Origin of the sequence: uncultured Marinobacter sp., from assembly GCF_963974375.1 — a bacterium.
Lineage (GTDB): Bacteria > Pseudomonadota > Gammaproteobacteria > Pseudomonadales > Oleiphilaceae > Marinobacter.
The window spans coordinates 1-16594 of record NZ_CAXBDN010000069.1 but is presented as its reverse complement, the minus strand read 5'-3'; the positions used below and the strand labels follow the sequence as shown (position 1 = coordinate 16594).

The following is a 16594-nucleotide window of genomic DNA, read 5'->3' as shown; positions in this document are numbered from 1 at the left end:
TCTCAAGGCTCTCAATGGCTCAGTAGATCAACGAATTAACCAGACGGGACACTAGGACCGGGGTCGATGACTGCTCCCGGGATTTTCAGACTATTTTTTCCCGGCCCGGGAGGCGAGAACCGTGGCGTAGATTTCCTTTACGTCCTGTGCAAACTGCTCAACCGAATAAGCGCGGGCAAACTCGAGCGCATTCGCCGATAACTTTGCCCTCAGGGCGTCATCCTCCAGCAGTGCCTGCACCTGCTTGCGCCAGAGCTCAGATCTTTCTGGCGTCTTGAAGCCGTTATAGCCATCGCGGACCACATCATCAATGCCGCTGGAGCGAACGGCGACCACCGGAAGGCCGGCTGCCATGGCTTCCAGAATCACCATGCCCTGGGTTTCTGATTTGGAGGCGAACAGGAAGGCATCACCCAGCCGGTACCAGGTTGCCATTTCCTCCGGCGGTACCGCGCCCACAAGGGTGATGAATTCCGCCATTCCGTTGTCGTCGATGCGGGTCTGGAGCCGGTCGCGCTGGTGGCCATCTCCGATCATCAGTAACCGGAACCTGTGCCTGGTGTCAGCGCGCAGTTCCGCCAGTGCGTCGATCATGAAATCGATGTTCTTTTCATTGGACAGCCGGGCCACACTGATAAAAATCAGCTCATCGTCAGCAATGGCCAGCTTGCTTCGCAGTGCCGCAACCTCATCCTGGTTCACCTGCTGAAAGCGGTCGTATTCGATGCCAGTAGGCTGCACGAAGGTCAACGATTTGACGCCGATCATTCTCAGGTACTCCTCCGTGGAGTAGGTCGGAACGATCACACCGTCACACTTGTTGGCGAACCGTTTGATCAGCCAGTGGGATATGAAGTTGCGGAACAGCAGGCCTGGCAGCGGAACAAAGTGTGCGTAATGCTCGAGCCGTGTGTGATAGGTGTACACGGCGGGAATGCCCAGCAGACGGGCCATCACCAGACCCAGGGAGCCGAGCCAGAAGGGATGGTGCAGGTGGATGATATCCGGTCTGAACGCCCGTACCCCCTTTCGTATGCGTCGCAGGAAGATATTGGCCATGCGAAATTCGCTTTTTGCACCTACGGAGAGTAACGACGGCACCCGGATCACATCGGTCTCGCTTTCTGGCTGATCCTGATAACGTGGAGCAATCACCAGGACCTTGTTGTTCGACGCTTCAAGACCCTTGCGGAGGCGATCGATTGAAATCGGAACACCGCCTATGAACGGCAGATAGTTATTGGTGAACATGGTGACCCTGAGTGGTCGCTCCAGCCAGGGCTTGAGATCAAGGTTGTAGTCGGGGTAGTAATCCTGGCCCCGGAAAATAACGGTATACAGCTTGATGGCCAGAATTGCCAGAAGGCCGGTCAATAGCAGGAAATTCAGGAAACTGGTGTAGAAAATCGAATAGAACAGAAACCAGAGGCTTTCCAGGTGGCGCAATAGCGGATGCTGCCTGGTCTCCAGTGGCTGCAGATTCAGCCGGATGCCGGCGTCATCAACGGTCACCAGAGCATAATGGTAGAAGCTCTCGTTGGTATTGAAAACCAGTCCGCCAGCACCGCCGGTGGTGACAAACCGGGTGCCGTTGAGTGTCTGCTCTGACCAGGTGGGGATATTGGCGGAGAACACAATGTCTACCTGGTGTTCCTGAAACAGTGTCAGTAGCGCTGTGCTAAAGGATTCGGGGTACAGATAATCGTCTTCACTCCTGAACGGCAGCGGGGTGTCATCCCTGAGTGGGGGATGACCGATAAAGACCAGTTTGTGTCGTGACTGATCCTGTTCCAGCAAGTCCCGTAACCACAGGATCTGCCATTGCCAGGGAGTTTTACCGGTGCTGTCCAGGAAAATGAAAAGGGCGTTGCCACTGCGGAAACTGAAGTAATGTGGGCCGAAATGCTCATAAAAGCGATAGCTGCCAAAGCTGCGATGTTCGTGGTCGCCAAAGGTCAGCAGATAGGGTATGTCCAGGTGCCGGAGGGTGCCATACAGCGCCTGATACTTGTCTTCCCCGCCATCAATGACGGCATTGCCTGCTGAAACCAGGAAGTCAGCGCCACTGCTGTTGATGGCGGGCAGAATCCGGTTTTGGAACATTCCCACCGAGTTATTGATATTGCCCACCACGGCAAAGGAGAATTGTTCGCTCTGGTCCAGGCGCTGATGGATTCGTTCCAGTTGTGTGGTGTGTACACCCTCGAACTCCGGCAACGCGTAGTTCAGGTAGGCCTTGTAAGCAAGAATGACCGTCACCAGCAACACGTTGAGATAGAACAGTAGCTTGAGCGGCTTCAGCCAAATCATGATTTTCTGCCCTTTATCAGGTCCCGCTGCAGCAACAGAAGCCCTATCACCATGCCAATATAGATCGTCACTACCCGCCATGCGACGGTCACCAGCATCAGGTGACTGCCGCCCAGAATATCCCGGAAAAAGCTGCCGAACACCCCTTCAGAAATACCGGAAGCTCCCGGTGTTGGCGAAAAATACATAATAAAGGTGGTCACCACCAGCAGCCCCGTGGTGGTGGTCCAGGCTACATCGTAATCCAGCGCCTGAATCAGCAGCCAGGGAAAACTGAACAGGCACATCAGGAACAGCAGCGTGAACAATACCGAGAGCCAGACAAAACGCCGGTCGCCCCTCAGGTAGTATCCGAAACTGCGGGCGAAACGTAGTATTTCCCGCCGAAGCCTGAACTGCAGGTGACGATAACGCCGCGGATTGATGAGGTGCAGCCGGCACAGCAGTGCCAGCAACCGGTCGAGTGGTGGAATAAGCCAGTGTGTACGAAAAACAATCAGAGCAAACAGGCCCAGGTAAAGGGCAACGAACACCACAATGGCTCCGCTCAACCTGTTCATCAGCGGCAGGTTCTGCAGTGCCGGCAGTGCCAGTATGAACAGGGGCGCCAGGGAAAAGATGAACACCACCGCCAGCACGGTCCTGATGGTGGTTGCCGCCGTTGCGAACCCAATCGGTACACCCTGCTTCTGCAGATACCAGATCTGGGCAAAACCGCCTCCGGTGGCCATGGGCGTGATGTTCGAGAAAAAAATATTGATAAACACCAGTCGGGTAATGGCCGTCAGTCTGACCCGGTAACCCAGGGCTCTGAGAGTAAAGTAGAGTCGTAATCCGTCGCTGGCGAAATAAACGATCAACAGGCTGCCCACAGCCAGCAGGATGCCGGGTTCGAGCAGGCGGTGGTCAAAGCTCAGTTTGTCTTGTGCAAACTGCTGGGAGACCACCCAGAGCCCTGCCGCAGTAAGAGCGATGAATAAAAGTGCAAAGATCGCCAGCCGAAGCCCGGAAACGGAAAGTCCGGAAACGGAAGGTTGCGAAGGCTGCGGCATGGGGTCAGGAGCTCCGGGGTCAGAAACGGCAAACAGTGGAAGGAGGCCAGTGTAGCGACAGCCAAACGACCAATGCCAGCGTAAAATGGTGAATCGCCTTGAAATACTGTGTGCAGATGCACACATACAGTAGTGACAACCAATGACACCCAATCCCTGATGTCCACGGAGTTTTGCCATGCCCCGTCATTTTGAACAGGCCCCGGGCCTGCACGATGCCCCCGTTCCGGAAACCGAAGGCTACGTCTTCAATCAGACCATGATGCGTATCAAGGACCCTGCACGGGCCCTGGATTTCTACACACGGGTGATGGGAATGCGTCTGGTGCGCAAACTGGACTTCCCGGAAATGAAGTTTACTCTCTATTTTCTGGCCTACCTGGATGAGCGCCAGGCCGACACCGTGCCAACCGACGATGCCCACCGCACCACCTTTATCTTCGGGCGTGAAGCCATGCTGGAGCTTACCCATAACTGGGGCACCGAAGACGACGCAGATTTCCATTACCACAATGGTAACGACCAGCCCCAGGGCTTTGGTCACATTGGCATGGCGGTGCCGGATGTCTATGCCGCGTGCGAGCGTTTCGAGAAACTGGGCGTCGAGTTCGTCAAGCGCCCGGACGACGGCAAGATGAAAGGTCTCGCGTTTATCAAGGACCCTGATGGCTACTGGATTGAGATCCTGCAGCCCAATATGCTGGAGAAACAGCGCAAGCAGGGTTAATTCCTGAAGGCGCCTGCCTGGTTACTGCCTGACCGTGTGCGGGCGGTTGGCGCGGGAGGCAGCCACTACCGCCAGGGTCAGGATGATGGCTCCGGTAACGCCCATGGCCCCGAGCTCTTCGCCCAGTAACAGCCACGCCAGCAAGGCCACAAACAGAGGCTCCAGGGTCACGATAATGCTTGACAGGGTGGCCGGCGTGGTTTTCATCCCGCTGAAAAAGCAGACGTATCCGATACAGGTCGGAACCACGCCAATATAGAACACCATCAGCCAGTGCCGGGCTGTCAAAGATCCCAGGCCTTCAAATCCTCCCGTAGCAGCGGTAACCGGTAACAGAATCAGCGCGGCGGTACCGAAACAGACAAAGGCGGTGGTGAACACCGGTGTGCCGGAGGACGAATAGCGGCTGGTCAGCGTGAACCCGGCGTACAACAGGGCCGCAAACAGCGCCATCAGCAGGCCTGCCAGGCGCAACTCTCCGCTACTTCCGATATCACCCGCCACCAGCATGGTAGTGCCGGCAATGGCCGCTGCCAGAGCGATCAGGGTCACCAGCCCGGGGCGTTCTCCCAGTAGCGGTACGGCCAGAATGGCCACCAGTACCGGTGACAGGCACAGGGCGATCAGGGTGGCGATGCCTGCCCCGGTCAGATCCACTGCCACCAGGTAGCTGCCCTGGTATAGGGCCTGAAACACGCCGAGAGCCAGCAGGGGCAACAGCGCCAAAGGGGATGGCCAGCGCGGGCCGTCGCTGAGGGCGCGTTGTTCGCGCCACATCAGCAGCAGGAAAAACGGCAGGGCCACGGCCAGCCGGAGAAAGCCCAGCGCGATGGGCGCCAGCTCCGTAGTGGTAAACAGAAACTTGGCGACAATGCCGGTGGTGGCCCAGAGCAATGCCGCCAGGGCAATCAGCAGGAGACCCCTGATCATTCGATAACCAGTACGATCAGTTCTTTCGGACCATGAACCCCGTAAGCCAGGGTCTGCTCGATATCGGCGGTTTTCGAGGGGCCGGAGATCAGCAGGGCGTTGGTCGGCATGCCGGCGGCCCAGTTCTGGGCCTCCAGGGCCGAGTGCAGGGTGGTGTAGAGCTGGTCGGCGTGGAGCAGCGCAATGTGCACCGGCGGCACCAGGCTCATCAGCCGGGGTTCGTCTGCCGTGGGCCAGAGGATCAGTGAGCCAGTCTCGGCGATGCCGCCTCGGGTTGAGGTAATGGCAGCGTCCACCTCATTGAACAGGTGTTCCCGCCAGTTTTCGATGGGTTCGTCGTAGATCAGCAGTGCCGGAAGATCGATGCCGATGGATAGCTGCAACCGGCGGCCAATGGCATGTTGTGCCGGAATCAGCAGATTGCGGGCGCCTCGCAGTGTCAATATTTCTGCCAGCCTCACGGGCCAGTCATCGGCGTCGCAGCGATGTACTTCGCCATGGACGGACTCGATGGCCTGCTCAAAACGCTGGATTTTCTCGGCCTGGGACCAGTCCGGTCGCTGCAGCACCGAAAAATCACGGTCTGGCGCCTTGAGCACGCCGCCGCTGCCGTTGCGCAGACGTTCCAGAATAAGGTTGCGGGAGCTCACGAATTTCTCTCCTTCATGCGCTGATGAAGAGTCCTGGGTGCCAGCTCAGGCGCGGTGCGCAACCGGGTCCAGGGGCCCAGCCTGGAGGGTTGCAGTTTGCGCAAGCGGGCCGCCAGGCCGGTGCCCAGCCGGTAGGCGGCGGGCCTCGCATGCAGCCAGTGCCAGGCCTTCCAGATCAGCGCTTCCCGGGTGCTGCGTTTGCTTCCATGGCCGCGGACCCTGGCCGGGTGCAGGCGGTCGCCGTCCACCGACTCCTGACGCAGTCGCACCAGCAGATCGGGAATGGGTATTTTAACCGGGCAGACTTCGCCGCAGGCGCCACAGAGGCTGGAGGCGGTGGGCAGATGGCGGGTATCGTCCAGACCCAGCAGATGGGGCATCAGGATCTTGCCGATGGGACCGGGGTAGGTGGTGCCATAGGCGTGACCACCGACCCGGGTATACACCGGGCAGTGATTCATGCAGGCGCCACAGCGGATACAGCGCAGGGTGTCCACCAGCTCGTCATCCTGATAGATGGCGGACCGGCCGTTATCCACCAGCACCAGATGCACCTCGTCCGGGCCATCCAGTTCCTCCGTCTTGCGGGGGCCGGAAATCATGTTGACGTAGGTGGTGATGTGCTGGCCGGTGGCCGAGCGGGTCAGCAGCGCCAGCAGGGCACTCATATCCGCCAGCGTAGGCACCACTTTCTCAATACCGGTGACCGCAATGTGGCAGCGGGGCACGGTGGTGGTCATGCGGCCGTTGCCCTCATTCTCCACCAGACACAGGGTGCCGGTTTCGGCCACCGCAAAGTTCACTCCGGAAATGCCCACATCCGCCGACATGAACTTTTCCCGTAGTTGCTGGCGGGCACTGGCGGTGAGGTATTCCACATCATCGGACAGGTCGGTGCCGGTTTTCTCGTGCAACAGCTCGGAAATCTCGGCGGTGTTCTTGTGGATGGCCGGCATGATGATGTGGGAGGGTGTCTCCTCTGCCAGCTGGACGATGTACTCACCAAGATCGGACTCCAGGGCCTCGATGCCGTCTTGCTGCAGGAAATGGTTCAGCTCCATTTCTTCGGATACCATGGATTTGCCCTTGATCACCCGCCTGGCGCCACGGGCATTACAGATATCCCGCACAATGCGGCAGGCTTCGTCACCATCCAGAGCCCAGTGAACCCGGATGCCGTTGGCCACGAGCTTTGCTTCCAGCTGCTCCAGCAACTCGGGCAGATTGGCCAGGGCCTGCTGGCGGACACTGGCGCCCAGCGTCCTGAGGGCTTCCAGATCCCAGCCCTCAAAGGCCACCTGGCGCTTGTCCATCAGACCGTCCATGGCCCGGCGGAAATTGCGGCGGATTTTGGGGTCCGCTATGGCCGCCTGGGCGCGACTGTGGAAGTGCCTGACCTGGGTCGGTTCCTGCGACTGGGTCATGATTTGCCCCCGGAGTTCGGGCTCGTGCGCTCCCACAGGAAACTGAGAATGTGCTGGCCGGTGATGGGGCGCTGGTTCTTGCCGGCGTAGCCGGCAATGTTCATCAGGCAGCCGCAGTCGGTGGTCACAAAACGGCTGGCACCGGTTTCCTCCAGGGTATCCACTTTCTCACTGACCATGGCGCCGGAAATGTCCGGGTGGCGAACCGCAAAGGTGCCGCCGAAGCCGCAACATTCCGCTGCCCGGGCCTGCTCCACCAGGGTGACCTTGCTGAGCTTCCCCAGCAGGGCCGGACCTGCTTCGGCGACGCCCATTTCCCGTCGCGCGGAGCAGGACGTGTGCATGGCCACGGTCACCGGCTCGCCCAGATCCTCCAGCCGGATATGACACACCCGCAGCAGAAAATCGGACAGCTCCCACACCCGTCCTGCGATGTACTCAGCGTCAGTGGCCCGGGGCGTATCCCTGAACAGGTCGGGGTAGTGCTTGCGCATCATGCCGCCGCAGGAGCCGGAAGGCACCACGATGGGCCAGTCCTCCGGAAACAGTCCCAGCTGGGTGGCAGCGACTGCCCGGGCTTCATCATGATAGCCAGAGGTCCAGGCCGGCTGGCCGCAGCAGGTCTGGTCCTGAGGGTAAATCACCTCGATACCCTCACGCTCAAGCAACTGTATTCCCGCCATGCCGGCATCGGGATAGAACAGATCAATCAGGCATGTGCCGTAAAAATAGACTTTTTCCGGTTTGGCGGGGTAGAGCTTCAGGGAGTCTGCCATGATCAGCCATCATCAGGTCGGTTTGGCACAACGATAGGCAGGCAAAGCGGCTGTGTCCAGCCGACCTTGGTTTGAGACTGTCTTCTGGTCGTCAGTCAGAAGCGGATGGCGCGGCGGTACGGGCAACAGGGCTGAAACGGGGGGGGCGAAAAAAGCCCCGCACAAGGCGGGGCAAGAGGTTTAGTTTGTGGTGATGCGTTCCGAGTTTTTGGCAACCGTAGCCTCACCGATACCACGAACCCGGGCGAGGTCTGCGGTGGACTCAAAGGGTCCGTTGGCCTGGCGGTCTGCGACAATGGCCAGGGCTTTGGTTTCGCCGATGCCATCGAGCTGGGCGAGTTCGTTGGCTGACGCCGTGTTGATGTTGATCGTGGCGGCGGATTCAACGGCTTGCTGGGGCTGCTCTGCAAAAGCGTGGCCAGAGAAAGCAGACAGACTGAACAGCAAGGCAATGACGGCAAAGATTGATGCGTGAGTTTTCATCAGGTAATTCCCGGAATATGGTTGAGAGTTCAGGCAAAGGGCAGGCTGCCGGTATCAACGGTCAAGCTCACACTGCAGACACTCAGACACACAACGGGTACTGCAAACGGGAACTGCAACTGCGGGGCAAAGCGGGCGGATAAAGAAAAATAGTGTTGGTCAGCGGAAGGTTAACTGTCCCTGCGCCCCTGTTCCGCGACCAACCCTGATGCCTGTCCCTCGGCGTTCTGCCCACTCCGTAGGCGACATCCTTGCCGATCATCCTTGAATTGGCATCCCTGAACCGGTGGAAAATCCGTTCCACGGGTCATTGCATCCTTCGTTGACTCCGCTGCAACATTCCCTGCTGTAGCCCTCAATCCCTGACTACGCTGTCCATACGTCGGTCAATCCCTTTTCCTTCCTTGGCAGGCTTCCCTGCACTGAAACCAGTTTACTGGAAGGCAATTTTCAGAGAATCAGCCTTTGTAGTCGCATCGTGTAGGATAAAGCTTACAGCTTCGTAAGTTTCGGGCCGGTGGACGACGGGATATCGTCCTGACGGTACGGCAAAGCCTTCAGGGCAGCGGCCTGGTAGCCTTCCACATCTACCGCTTCCTCCTCACAGAAATTCCGGACCGCCTCCTGAAAACCCGGGTTATCGATGCCATGCCAGGAATGGGTCAGTACCGGTTCGAATCCCCGTACCAGCTTGTGCTCGCCCTGGGCGCCAGCGTCAAAGCGATCCAGGCCAAGCTCGATGGCCAGTTCGATGCCCTGGTAATAACAGGTTTCGAAATGCAGGTGGTTATAGTCTTCCAGGCAGCCCCAGTAGCGCCCGTATAGCGTGTCGGCACCCACCAGAAAGAGTGCGGCCGCTATGGTGGCGCCTGGCTCCGGGATATCGCCGGTGCTGTCCGGGGTAGTCAGATGTGCGGTGATAATGCGCAGGCGTGAACCCAGAATCCGGGCCAGCCGCTCGAAAAAGCCACGGTTCAGGTAGGGGCTCTGGCCACGTTTCAGATAGGTGGCCTGATAGAACAGGAAAAAATGGTCGAGAACTTCGTCATCAAGCTGGTCACCCTGATGCCACTGGAAATCAATTCCCTGTTCCGCCACCCGCTGACGTTCCTTGCGCAGTGATTTGCGCTTGCGGGATGTGAGGGTGGCCAGAAAATCCTCGAAATTCTGGTAATCCCGGTTATACCAGTGGAACTGGCAGCCAATCCGATGCAGGGCAGGATCCCATGTCAGCAGCTTCTGATCATTGTCATCCGGAAACAGCAGGTGCCAGGAATGGGCACCCAGGTCTCCGATCAACTGGTCAAGGGCCTGATTGATCAGGCCCGGGGTCAACTGTGCGCGAGCTTCATCGGTCAGCAGCAGCCGGGGGCCCTGGCAGGGCGTAAAAGGGACCGCAATCAGTAGCTTGGGGTAGTAGGGTTGGCCGTAACGATTCCAGGCATCGGCCCAGGCCCAGTCGAAGACATACTCGCCTCTGGAATGGCTTTTCAGATAGCCTGGCGCGACGCCAACCCAGACCTCATCGAGATAGATCCTGAGATGACAGGGCTGCCAGCCAGTGCTGGCGCTGGTGCAACCGCTGGCTTCCAGGGCGTACAGGAATTCGTGGCTGACCAGCGGTGTCTGGTCTCCGGCGAAGCGGTTCCAGTCGCTGGCGGCAATGGCCTCGATACTGGTTACGGTCTCGAGGCGAAGCTGGGTCTGGGGCAGGTCACCGGTTGCGGTCATAGGGTTCTGGCCTGAATGGATAAACTACAAAGCCCCCGGTAAACGGACCGGAGGCTTTGCAGGTACAGACCTTACTTTACGATAAAACCCGGCAACTGATCACTGTCTGGGGGATGAAAGGGAACCGAAAGGGGCATCGGACACCCTGAGTCAGACGGCCAGTGCCGTTGCTGTTACTCGTCCTCGTCAGCGTTGGCGCAACGTTCCTGCATTTGTTGCATGCGTTGTTGGTGCATCTGCTGGCGTTCGTTGTGAATCTCCTGCCAGATGGTGCGCTGTTCTTCGGTCAGTTGCAGGCGCTCGGCCATCTCTTCGTGCCGTTGCTCCCTGCGCTGCTGATGGCGCTCGCTGTTATAGCGGCCCTTGCCGTCTTCCAGTTGGTCGCACATGGCGGAGTAGTCACGCTTGCCGTCGCGGTCGCCGTGATGGCCTTTGCCGCCGTGATGATCCGCCAGAGCCAGGGGGCTGGTCAGTAGCGCCGCAGAGATCAGGGCCGACGCGAGGAGTCCGGTCCGGTTCAGGGTTTTGATGGTTTTCATGATATGTGGCTCCTTGGGGTTTGCCTGGATGCGTTACGGATTGTGCTCGCAGGGTAATCTCCGGATCCACCCTGTATCAGAGAGTGGCCGGCAGGTGTGAAGTATCATAGGAAAACGGGTGTCAGCGGACGTCAGGGCAGAGTAAATAAAATGTAAATCGGGCTATGGGTTACGAGCGGTTTGGCGCCGGGGCTGGTAACTTATGTGGGTGATTCACAAGACAGATACCAGTCTGCGTCACTGATTTGTTCCACTGAACTGGAGGCTTGCATGCAGAACCGGGTGTTGCTGGTTGAAGATGACGACGAGCTGAGACAATTGCTGGCGCGCTATCTGACCGGTCAGGGTTTTGATGTCCGTGAAGCCGCCAATGGCACTGACGGCCTCTCGCTGGCAGCAGAAGGCTTCGCCGATGTTGTGGTGCTGGATATCATGCTGCCGGATATTTCCGGTCTCGACGTCTTGCGGGAATTGCGGGCAAGAACCCATTTGCCGGTTATTCTGCTGACTGCCCGCGGTGACGAAACCGATCGTATTGTCGGCTTTGAAGTGGGTGCCGATGACTATATTCCCAAACCCTGCAATCCCCGTGAACTGGTGGCCCGGCTGCAGGCGGTGTTGCGCCGGGTGGCCTGGGATCATCAGGCCGATGTGGACAGCGCCCGGGTTTTCGGGGATCTGAAGGTTGAGCCGGAACAGCGGCGGGTCATTCTCCGGGGTGAGGTGCTGGACCTGACCGCTACCGAGTACGAAGTGCTTCAGGTGCTGCTGGCCCATGCAGGCAGTGTCGTCCGCAAAACCGATCTGATGCAGTGGGCCCTGGGGCGCAGGCTGGCGGCCTATGACCGGACTCTGGATATGCACATCAGTAATCTGCGCCGCAAGCTGGGTGCTGAGGAGCCTTCGCGAATCGAAACCGTGCGCGGGCTCGGCTACAGTTTCCGGATCACCGATGTCGCAGCTGCGCAGCTGCCGCGTCAGGCTGCCGGGAGTAAACCTTGACCAGGCGATTTATATTTCCGCTGTTCTGGCGCATTTTCTTGCTGATCTGGCTCGCCCTGCTGGTGACCCTGGTGGTCAGCACTCTGGTCACCCGGGAGCTGGTGGAGCGGGAGCGCCTGACCATCGAGCGGCTCGAGGGTCTGAGAGATGTTGCGGAAGAGGCCTTCAGTATCCGCATGGAGGACCGGGGCGCAGGTTGGCGTTATCTTCGTGAGCAGGGTGAGCGGCTGAACCTGCACCTGTTGCTGGTAGAGGACGATGGCCGCGGCCAGCAGTTGCCGGATTCGGTACGGGAGCGGATGGGAGGCTGGCATCACCAGCGCCCCGCGGTCATTCAGATCAAAGAAGGGGCTCGTATGGTGGCCTGGCCACGGGCCGGGCGTGAGGGCTGGTTGCACCCCAGGTTCCTCAGAATTCTGGAACTCAGTGTCGGGTTCGTGCTGCTGACCCTGGCGTGCTGGTGGATCGCCCGCCTGATTTCGCGCCCGCTGCGGCACATGGAAAGTACTGCCCAGGCCATCGCCGGCGGTGATCTGAGCCTGCGGGTGAGTGACAAGATCGCCCACCGACGGGATGAGGTAGGGCTGACCGCCGCCGCGTTCAACGCCATGACAGAGCGCCTGTGTAATCTGCTGGAGCGACAGGATCAGCTGATGCGGGATATCTCCCATGATCTGCGCACACCGCTGGCACGCCAGCGTATTGCCATTGAGCTGGCCGCAGATGGCGGTGCCGACCCGGAGCTGATGAACAGCATTCTGCGCCAGAATGAACGTCTTGAAACCATGACCAGTCAGATTCTCACCCTGTGTCGCTGATCCGGCAGCACCGACGGCCTTGAACGGGAGCCGGTCCAGCTGCTGCGCACCATCAATGACGTGCTCAGTGATGCCGCGGACTACGCCGGGCAACGCAACGTTGATTGCCATTTTGTGGCCGACGATGGCTGCCGGCAGGTCACCGTTCTTGGCAATGCCCCGCTGCTGCACCGGGCCTTCGACAATGTTCTGCAGAACGCACTGGACTATACGCCTCCGGGCAAATCGGTATCCGTACATCTCAGCCGGATAAACGGTGAGCTCCGTTGTGACATCACCGACCAGGGTCCCGGTGTTCCGGACGCCATGCTGCCGCACCTGTTCGAGCCTTTTTACCGGGGCGACCAGTCTCGCAGCGGCAAAGGCTGGGGACTGGGGCTGGCCATCGCAAAAAATATTGTGGTCTCCCACGATGGTCGTATCGAGGTGATGAACGCTGCGCAGGGTGGCTTGCAGGTGACGCTGTACCTGCCGGTGTTTACCACGCCGGATGGACCCTGAGGTGCGGCCATGAACGACGGCATCAGTGAAGGCTACCGGGTTCCGGCCGGGCCGCTGGAGCGGGAACAGGAAATCAAAAAAAGCCGTTTCATCGCACGGGTGGCACCGGTCACCGGCCGGGACCAGGTGCGCGAGCTGGTGGCGCAGGCCTGGCGGGATCATCCGGATGCACGGCATGTGTGCTGGGCCTATCAGATTGGTCGGCCGGGGTCCGCCGCCGAGGCCGCCATGAACGATGACGGCGAACCGTCCGGCACGGCCGGCAAGCCGATACTCAGTGTCATTCAGCATAAGGACATGGGGGATGTGGCGGTGGTCGTCATCCGCTATTTCGGTGGCGTCAAACTGGGCGCCGGCGGTCTGGTGCGGGCCTATGCCGGGGCTGCGGAAAGCGTGCTGTCAGAGGTGGAGCGGGTAGAGCTCAAACCCAAGGCTGAAGTGACGCTGGCGGTGCCTTTTGCGGCTGAACAGCCGGTCAGACACTGGTGCAGTCAGCACGAAGCTACCATTGTCGGCGTGGATTACAGTGAAACCGTGAGCCTCACGCTGGAAGTCAGCCTGGAGGATCTGACCGCGCTGCAATCCTTCTGCGAGGCGGGTCAGTATCATTACAGTAGTGACAGCCTGGCAGGCTGAGCTGAATTGCTGTCGGGTCACTGGCGTATACTGGTGTTAATAATGGCCGTGAAAATCCTGAGTAGGCACGGGTCATTTCAAACAGTGAGTGGAGGAATGTGTATGACGTGGTCCAGAGTCTGGCGCCCGGTTTCGCTGATGGCATTGCTGCTGTTGCTGACCGGTTGCGCTTCCAACGTGGTTACCGACTACGACTCCAGTACTGTCTTCGGTAACTATTCGTCCTGGGCATTTGCCCCGGAAAAAGGCACCGGTTTTGTGTCCCTCGACGCTTCCCGGGCGGAGAGCGCCATCGAGCGGGAACTCAACCGCAAGGCCATGCGCCGGCTGGATCCGGATGAGGCAGACCTGCTGGTAAGCTACCGGGTAGAGGATGTGGAGCGGCTGGATTCCACCGGTTTTTCCTACGGTCTGGGTTTCGGCCGCCGCAGTTTTGCCTGGGGCCTGTCGGTTCCGCCACCAGTGCGGGAAATCACCGAGGGAAAACTGATTGTTGAACTGGTGGATCGCAGCACCGGTCGTGTGGTCTGGCGCGGCGCGAGCCAACGTTACCTTAACGAGAATCAGTCTCCGGAGCGTCGTCGGACGTTGATTGATGAGGTGGTCACAGAAATGTTCAGCAAGTATCCTCCCGGCCTCTGAAGCAGACAGAACTCAGGAGTGGTTGTGAAAAAACGTGGCGAGGGTGGATTAGTCTTCTCAACCGAGCAGGGCCGGATGTGTCCTGACTGCCGTGAACCGGCCGCCCGGTGCCGTTGTGGCGAGGCCACAGCACCGGCTGGGGACGGCGTCGTCAGGGTCAGTCGCGAGACCAAGGGCCGCAAGGGTAAGGGTGTCACCCTGGTGTCCGGGATTCCAATGGCGGGTAATGAGCTGAAGGCCTTTGCCAAACAGCTCAAGGCTCGCTGCGGCACCGGTGGTACCGTCAAGGACAATATCATCGAAATTCAGGGTGACCAGCGTGATATTCTGGTCCCGATTCTGCAAGAAAAAGGCTGGACCGTTAAAAAAGCCGGAGGTTAATACCTGCAGTCGTCGGCTCCAGTATTCTTAATCTGTGAAGGGGGAAGCATGCACATACTGGTGATGGGTGCGGGTGTGGTTGGTGTAACAACCGCCTGGTTCCTGCGTCAGGCGGGCCATGAGGTCACTGTGGTTGATCGCCAGGCCAGGGCCGGTACCGAAACCAGTTACGCCAACGGCGGCCAGATATCGGTGTCCCACGCCGAACCCTGGGCGAACCCTTCGGCGCCATTCAAGGTTCTGAAATGGCTTAGCCAGCCAGACGCACCATTGCTGTTCAAATTGCGTCTCGACATGGCGCAGTGGCGCTGGGGCCTGAGCTTTCTGATGCAGTGCACCTCGAAGCGTGCCGCCTGGAATATCCGCCAGATGGTGAATCTGGGCACCTACAGCCGAACCACCCTGCAGACTCTGCGCAAGGAGCAGGGGTTGAACTACGACCAGCTGGAAAAGGGCATCCTGCATTTCTACACCGACCAAAAGGAATTTGACTCGGCGCTGGAGCCCACCCGGCAAATGCAGGAGCTGGGCTGCGATCGTCAGGTGATCGATGCCGCCAGGGCGGTGGAGCTGGAGCCGGCGCTGATGCCGATCCGCCACCGGATCGCCGGTGCCACCTATACCAGCGAGGATGAATCCGGCGATGCCCGCAAGTTTACCCAGGGGCTGGCGGACAAGGCGGAAAAGGCCGGGGTGGTGTTCCGTTACAACACCGAAGTGGTGGGTTTCGAAAACACCCGTGACCGCATTCTGGGGGTGGCCACCATCGCTGAGGATGGCCGTCATGAAACCCTGCGGGCAGACAGTTACGTCCTCAGTATGGGCAGCTTCAGTGCTCACATGGCGCGGAAGGTGGGCATTTTCCTGAACATCTATCCGGCCAAGGGCTATTCCATTACGGCGCCGGTGAAAAATCCGGAGGCGGCGTTCACCACGAGTCTGACTGATGACCAGTACAAGCTGGTCTACTCCCGCCTGGGGGATCGGCTACGGGTCGCGGGCACTGCAGAACTGAACGGCTACGACCGGGACCTCAACCTGGTCCGCTGCCATGCCATTGTGCGCCGGGCGGCAGAGATCATGCCGGAGGGCGCTTACTGGGACAAATCCGAGTTCTGGGCAGGGCTAAGACCGGCAACGCCTTCCAATGTGCCCTATATCGGGCGCAGCAAGATCAGCAATCTGTATCTCAATACCGGCCACGGCACCCTCGGCTGGACCCACTCCTGCGGCTCAGCCGCCGCCATGGCAGATATTATCTCCGGCAAGAAACCTGAAGTGGATTTCAAGTTCTGCGGCGTTTGACTCTGTCCCGGTTCTAAAGAGCCTGAGCACAAAATCTGACGGAGTCCGGGGTGGGCGTGCTTCGTCTCTCCTTCCGGGGCTGCTGGATGGGAGCAGGGCCACCGGGGTGGGTGCACTTTCTCTGCCGCAATTCACGGTCCATCCATGGACCGGCCTTGCTCCGCGCCATCCATGGCGCTGCGACGAAAGTACACCCACCCCGATGTCCTTCGAGCACTGTGCATGAACGCATAAAAAAAGCCCGCTACGGCACGCCGAGCGGGCTTTTTCTTAGTTCCAGATATCAGTCGATCAGGAACCCAGCTGATCGCGGATCAGCTTCTTGTTGATCTTGCCGACGCTGGTTTTCGGAATGTCGTCCACAAAATCAATCTGTGATGGAATCGCCCACTTGTTGATTTCGCCGGAATCCACGTACTGCTTCAGATGATCCTGAATGTCAGCAATGGTTGCTTCCTGACCCGGTACCAGCACCACCATGGCATGGGGACGCTCACCCCACTTCTCGTCGGGGATGCCTACTACTGCTGCCGCAGCGACAGCCGGGTGGCCGCTGATCATGTTTTCCAGATCCAGTGACGACAACCACTCGCCGCCGGTCTTGATCACGTCCTTGATGCGGTCCTTGATCTGAATGGTAGAGTCCGGATCAATGCTGGCCACGTCACCGGTGTGCAGCCAGCCGCC

17 protein-coding genes and 1 pseudogene are annotated in these 16594 nt (G+C 59.2%); 8 read left to right on the top strand and 10 right to left on the bottom strand.

What is annotated here, in order from left to right:
* Positions 1-90: 90 nt before the first annotated feature.
* A complete protein-coding gene (locus AAC035_RS07990) occupies positions 91-2310 on the bottom strand; it encodes a glycosyltransferase (protein WP_339802255.1) in 2220 nt (739 codons plus the stop codon).
* Positions 2307-3362: a lysylphosphatidylglycerol synthase transmembrane domain-containing protein gene (locus AAC035_RS07985; RefSeq protein ID WP_339802252.1), complete on the bottom strand. Its 1056-nt coding sequence runs from the start codon at positions 3360-3362 to the stop codon at positions 2307-2309. Before AAC035_RS07985 ends, AAC035_RS07990 begins: the two co-directional genes overlap by 4 nt.
* Before the next feature lie 178 nt (positions 3363-3540).
* On the opposite strand from AAC035_RS07985, the gene gloA reads away from it, so the two are divergent.
* Positions 3541-4089, top strand: a complete 549-nt coding sequence (gene gloA / locus AAC035_RS07980) for a lactoylglutathione lyase (RefSeq protein WP_339802250.1) — start codon at positions 3541-3543, stop codon at positions 4087-4089.
* A gap of 21 nt (positions 4090-4110) precedes the next feature.
* On the opposite strand, the gene AAC035_RS07975 is transcribed toward gloA, so the two are convergent.
* From AAC035_RS07975 to AAC035_RS07945, 7 genes are all read right to left on the bottom strand, one after another.
* Complete coding sequence (locus AAC035_RS07975) at positions 4111-5019, bottom strand: EamA family transporter (protein WP_339802248.1); 909 nt, start codon at positions 5017-5019, stop codon at positions 4111-4113.
* Positions 5016-5669: a lactate utilization protein gene (locus tag AAC035_RS07970; protein WP_339802245.1), complete on the bottom strand. Its 654-nt coding sequence runs from the start codon at positions 5667-5669 to the stop codon at positions 5016-5018. Before AAC035_RS07970 ends, AAC035_RS07975 begins: the two co-directional genes overlap by 4 nt.
* Positions 5666-7093: a LutB/LldF family L-lactate oxidation iron-sulfur protein gene (locus AAC035_RS07965; RefSeq protein WP_339802242.1), complete on the bottom strand. Its 1428-nt coding sequence runs from the start codon at positions 7091-7093 to the stop codon at positions 5666-5668. The genes AAC035_RS07970 and AAC035_RS07965 overlap by 4 nt, the downstream gene beginning before the upstream one ends.
* Complete coding sequence (locus AAC035_RS07960) at positions 7090-7869, bottom strand: (Fe-S)-binding protein (RefSeq protein WP_339802240.1); 780 nt, start codon at positions 7867-7869, stop codon at positions 7090-7092. The genes AAC035_RS07965 and AAC035_RS07960 overlap by 4 nt, the downstream gene beginning before the upstream one ends.
* A gap of 180 nt (positions 7870-8049) precedes the next feature.
* Positions 8050-8352: a ComEA family DNA-binding protein gene (locus AAC035_RS07955; protein ID WP_339802238.1), complete on the bottom strand. Its 303-nt coding sequence runs from the start codon at positions 8350-8352 to the stop codon at positions 8050-8052.
* A gap of 492 nt (positions 8353-8844) precedes the next feature.
* Positions 8845-10083, bottom strand: coding sequence for a GNAT family N-acetyltransferase (locus AAC035_RS07950; protein WP_339802237.1), 1239 nt, complete (start codon positions 10081-10083; stop codon positions 8845-8847).
* Between the two features lie 173 nt (positions 10084-10256).
* Positions 10257-10622: a hypothetical protein gene (locus tag AAC035_RS07945; RefSeq protein WP_339802234.1), complete on the bottom strand. Its 366-nt coding sequence runs from the start codon at positions 10620-10622 to the stop codon at positions 10257-10259.
* Between the two features lie 270 nt (positions 10623-10892).
* On the opposite strand from AAC035_RS07945, the gene AAC035_RS07940 reads away from it, so the two are divergent.
* The 7 genes from AAC035_RS07940 to AAC035_RS07910 all read left to right on the top strand — a co-directional run bounded on the left by AAC035_RS07940 (position 10893) and on the right by AAC035_RS07910 (position 15907).
* Positions 10893-11624, top strand: a complete 732-nt coding sequence (locus AAC035_RS07940) for a response regulator transcription factor (protein WP_339802231.1) — start codon at positions 10893-10895, stop codon at positions 11622-11624.
* Positions 11621-12442 carry a HAMP domain-containing protein gene (locus tag AAC035_RS07935; RefSeq protein ID WP_339802229.1) on the top strand — a complete coding sequence of 274 codons (822 nt, stop codon included), beginning with the start codon at positions 11621-11623 and terminating at the stop codon, positions 12440-12442. The genes AAC035_RS07940 and AAC035_RS07935 overlap by 4 nt, the downstream gene beginning before the upstream one ends.
* A 60-nt stretch (positions 12443-12502) precedes the next feature.
* Positions 12503-12943 (top strand): sensor histidine kinase, encoded by a 441-nt coding sequence (locus tag AAC035_RS07930; RefSeq protein ID WP_339802226.1) that lies wholly within the window; start codon positions 12503-12505, stop codon positions 12941-12943.
* Between the two features lie 21 nt (positions 12944-12964).
* Positions 12965-13579, top strand: a complete 615-nt coding sequence (locus tag AAC035_RS07925) for a YigZ family protein (protein WP_339802258.1) — start codon at positions 12965-12967, stop codon at positions 13577-13579.
* Between the two features lie 102 nt (positions 13580-13681).
* Positions 13682-14221, top strand: coding sequence for a DUF4136 domain-containing protein (locus AAC035_RS07920; protein WP_339802224.1), 540 nt, complete (start codon positions 13682-13684; stop codon positions 14219-14221).
* A 24-nt stretch (positions 14222-14245) separates the two neighbouring features.
* A complete protein-coding gene (locus tag AAC035_RS07915; protein WP_339802221.1) occupies positions 14246-14602 on the top strand; it encodes a translation initiation factor Sui1 in 357 nt (118 codons plus the stop codon).
* Positions 14603-14650: 48 nt separating this feature from the next.
* Positions 14651-15907: a D-amino acid dehydrogenase gene (locus AAC035_RS07910; protein ID WP_339802219.1), complete on the top strand. Its 1257-nt coding sequence runs from the start codon at positions 14651-14653 to the stop codon at positions 15905-15907.
* A gap of 291 nt (positions 15908-16198) precedes the next feature.
* On the opposite strand, the pseudogene AAC035_RS07905 reads toward AAC035_RS07910, so the two are convergent.
* Positions 16199-16594, bottom strand: a pseudogene (locus tag AAC035_RS07905) (fatty acid--CoA ligase); the annotation flags it as partial.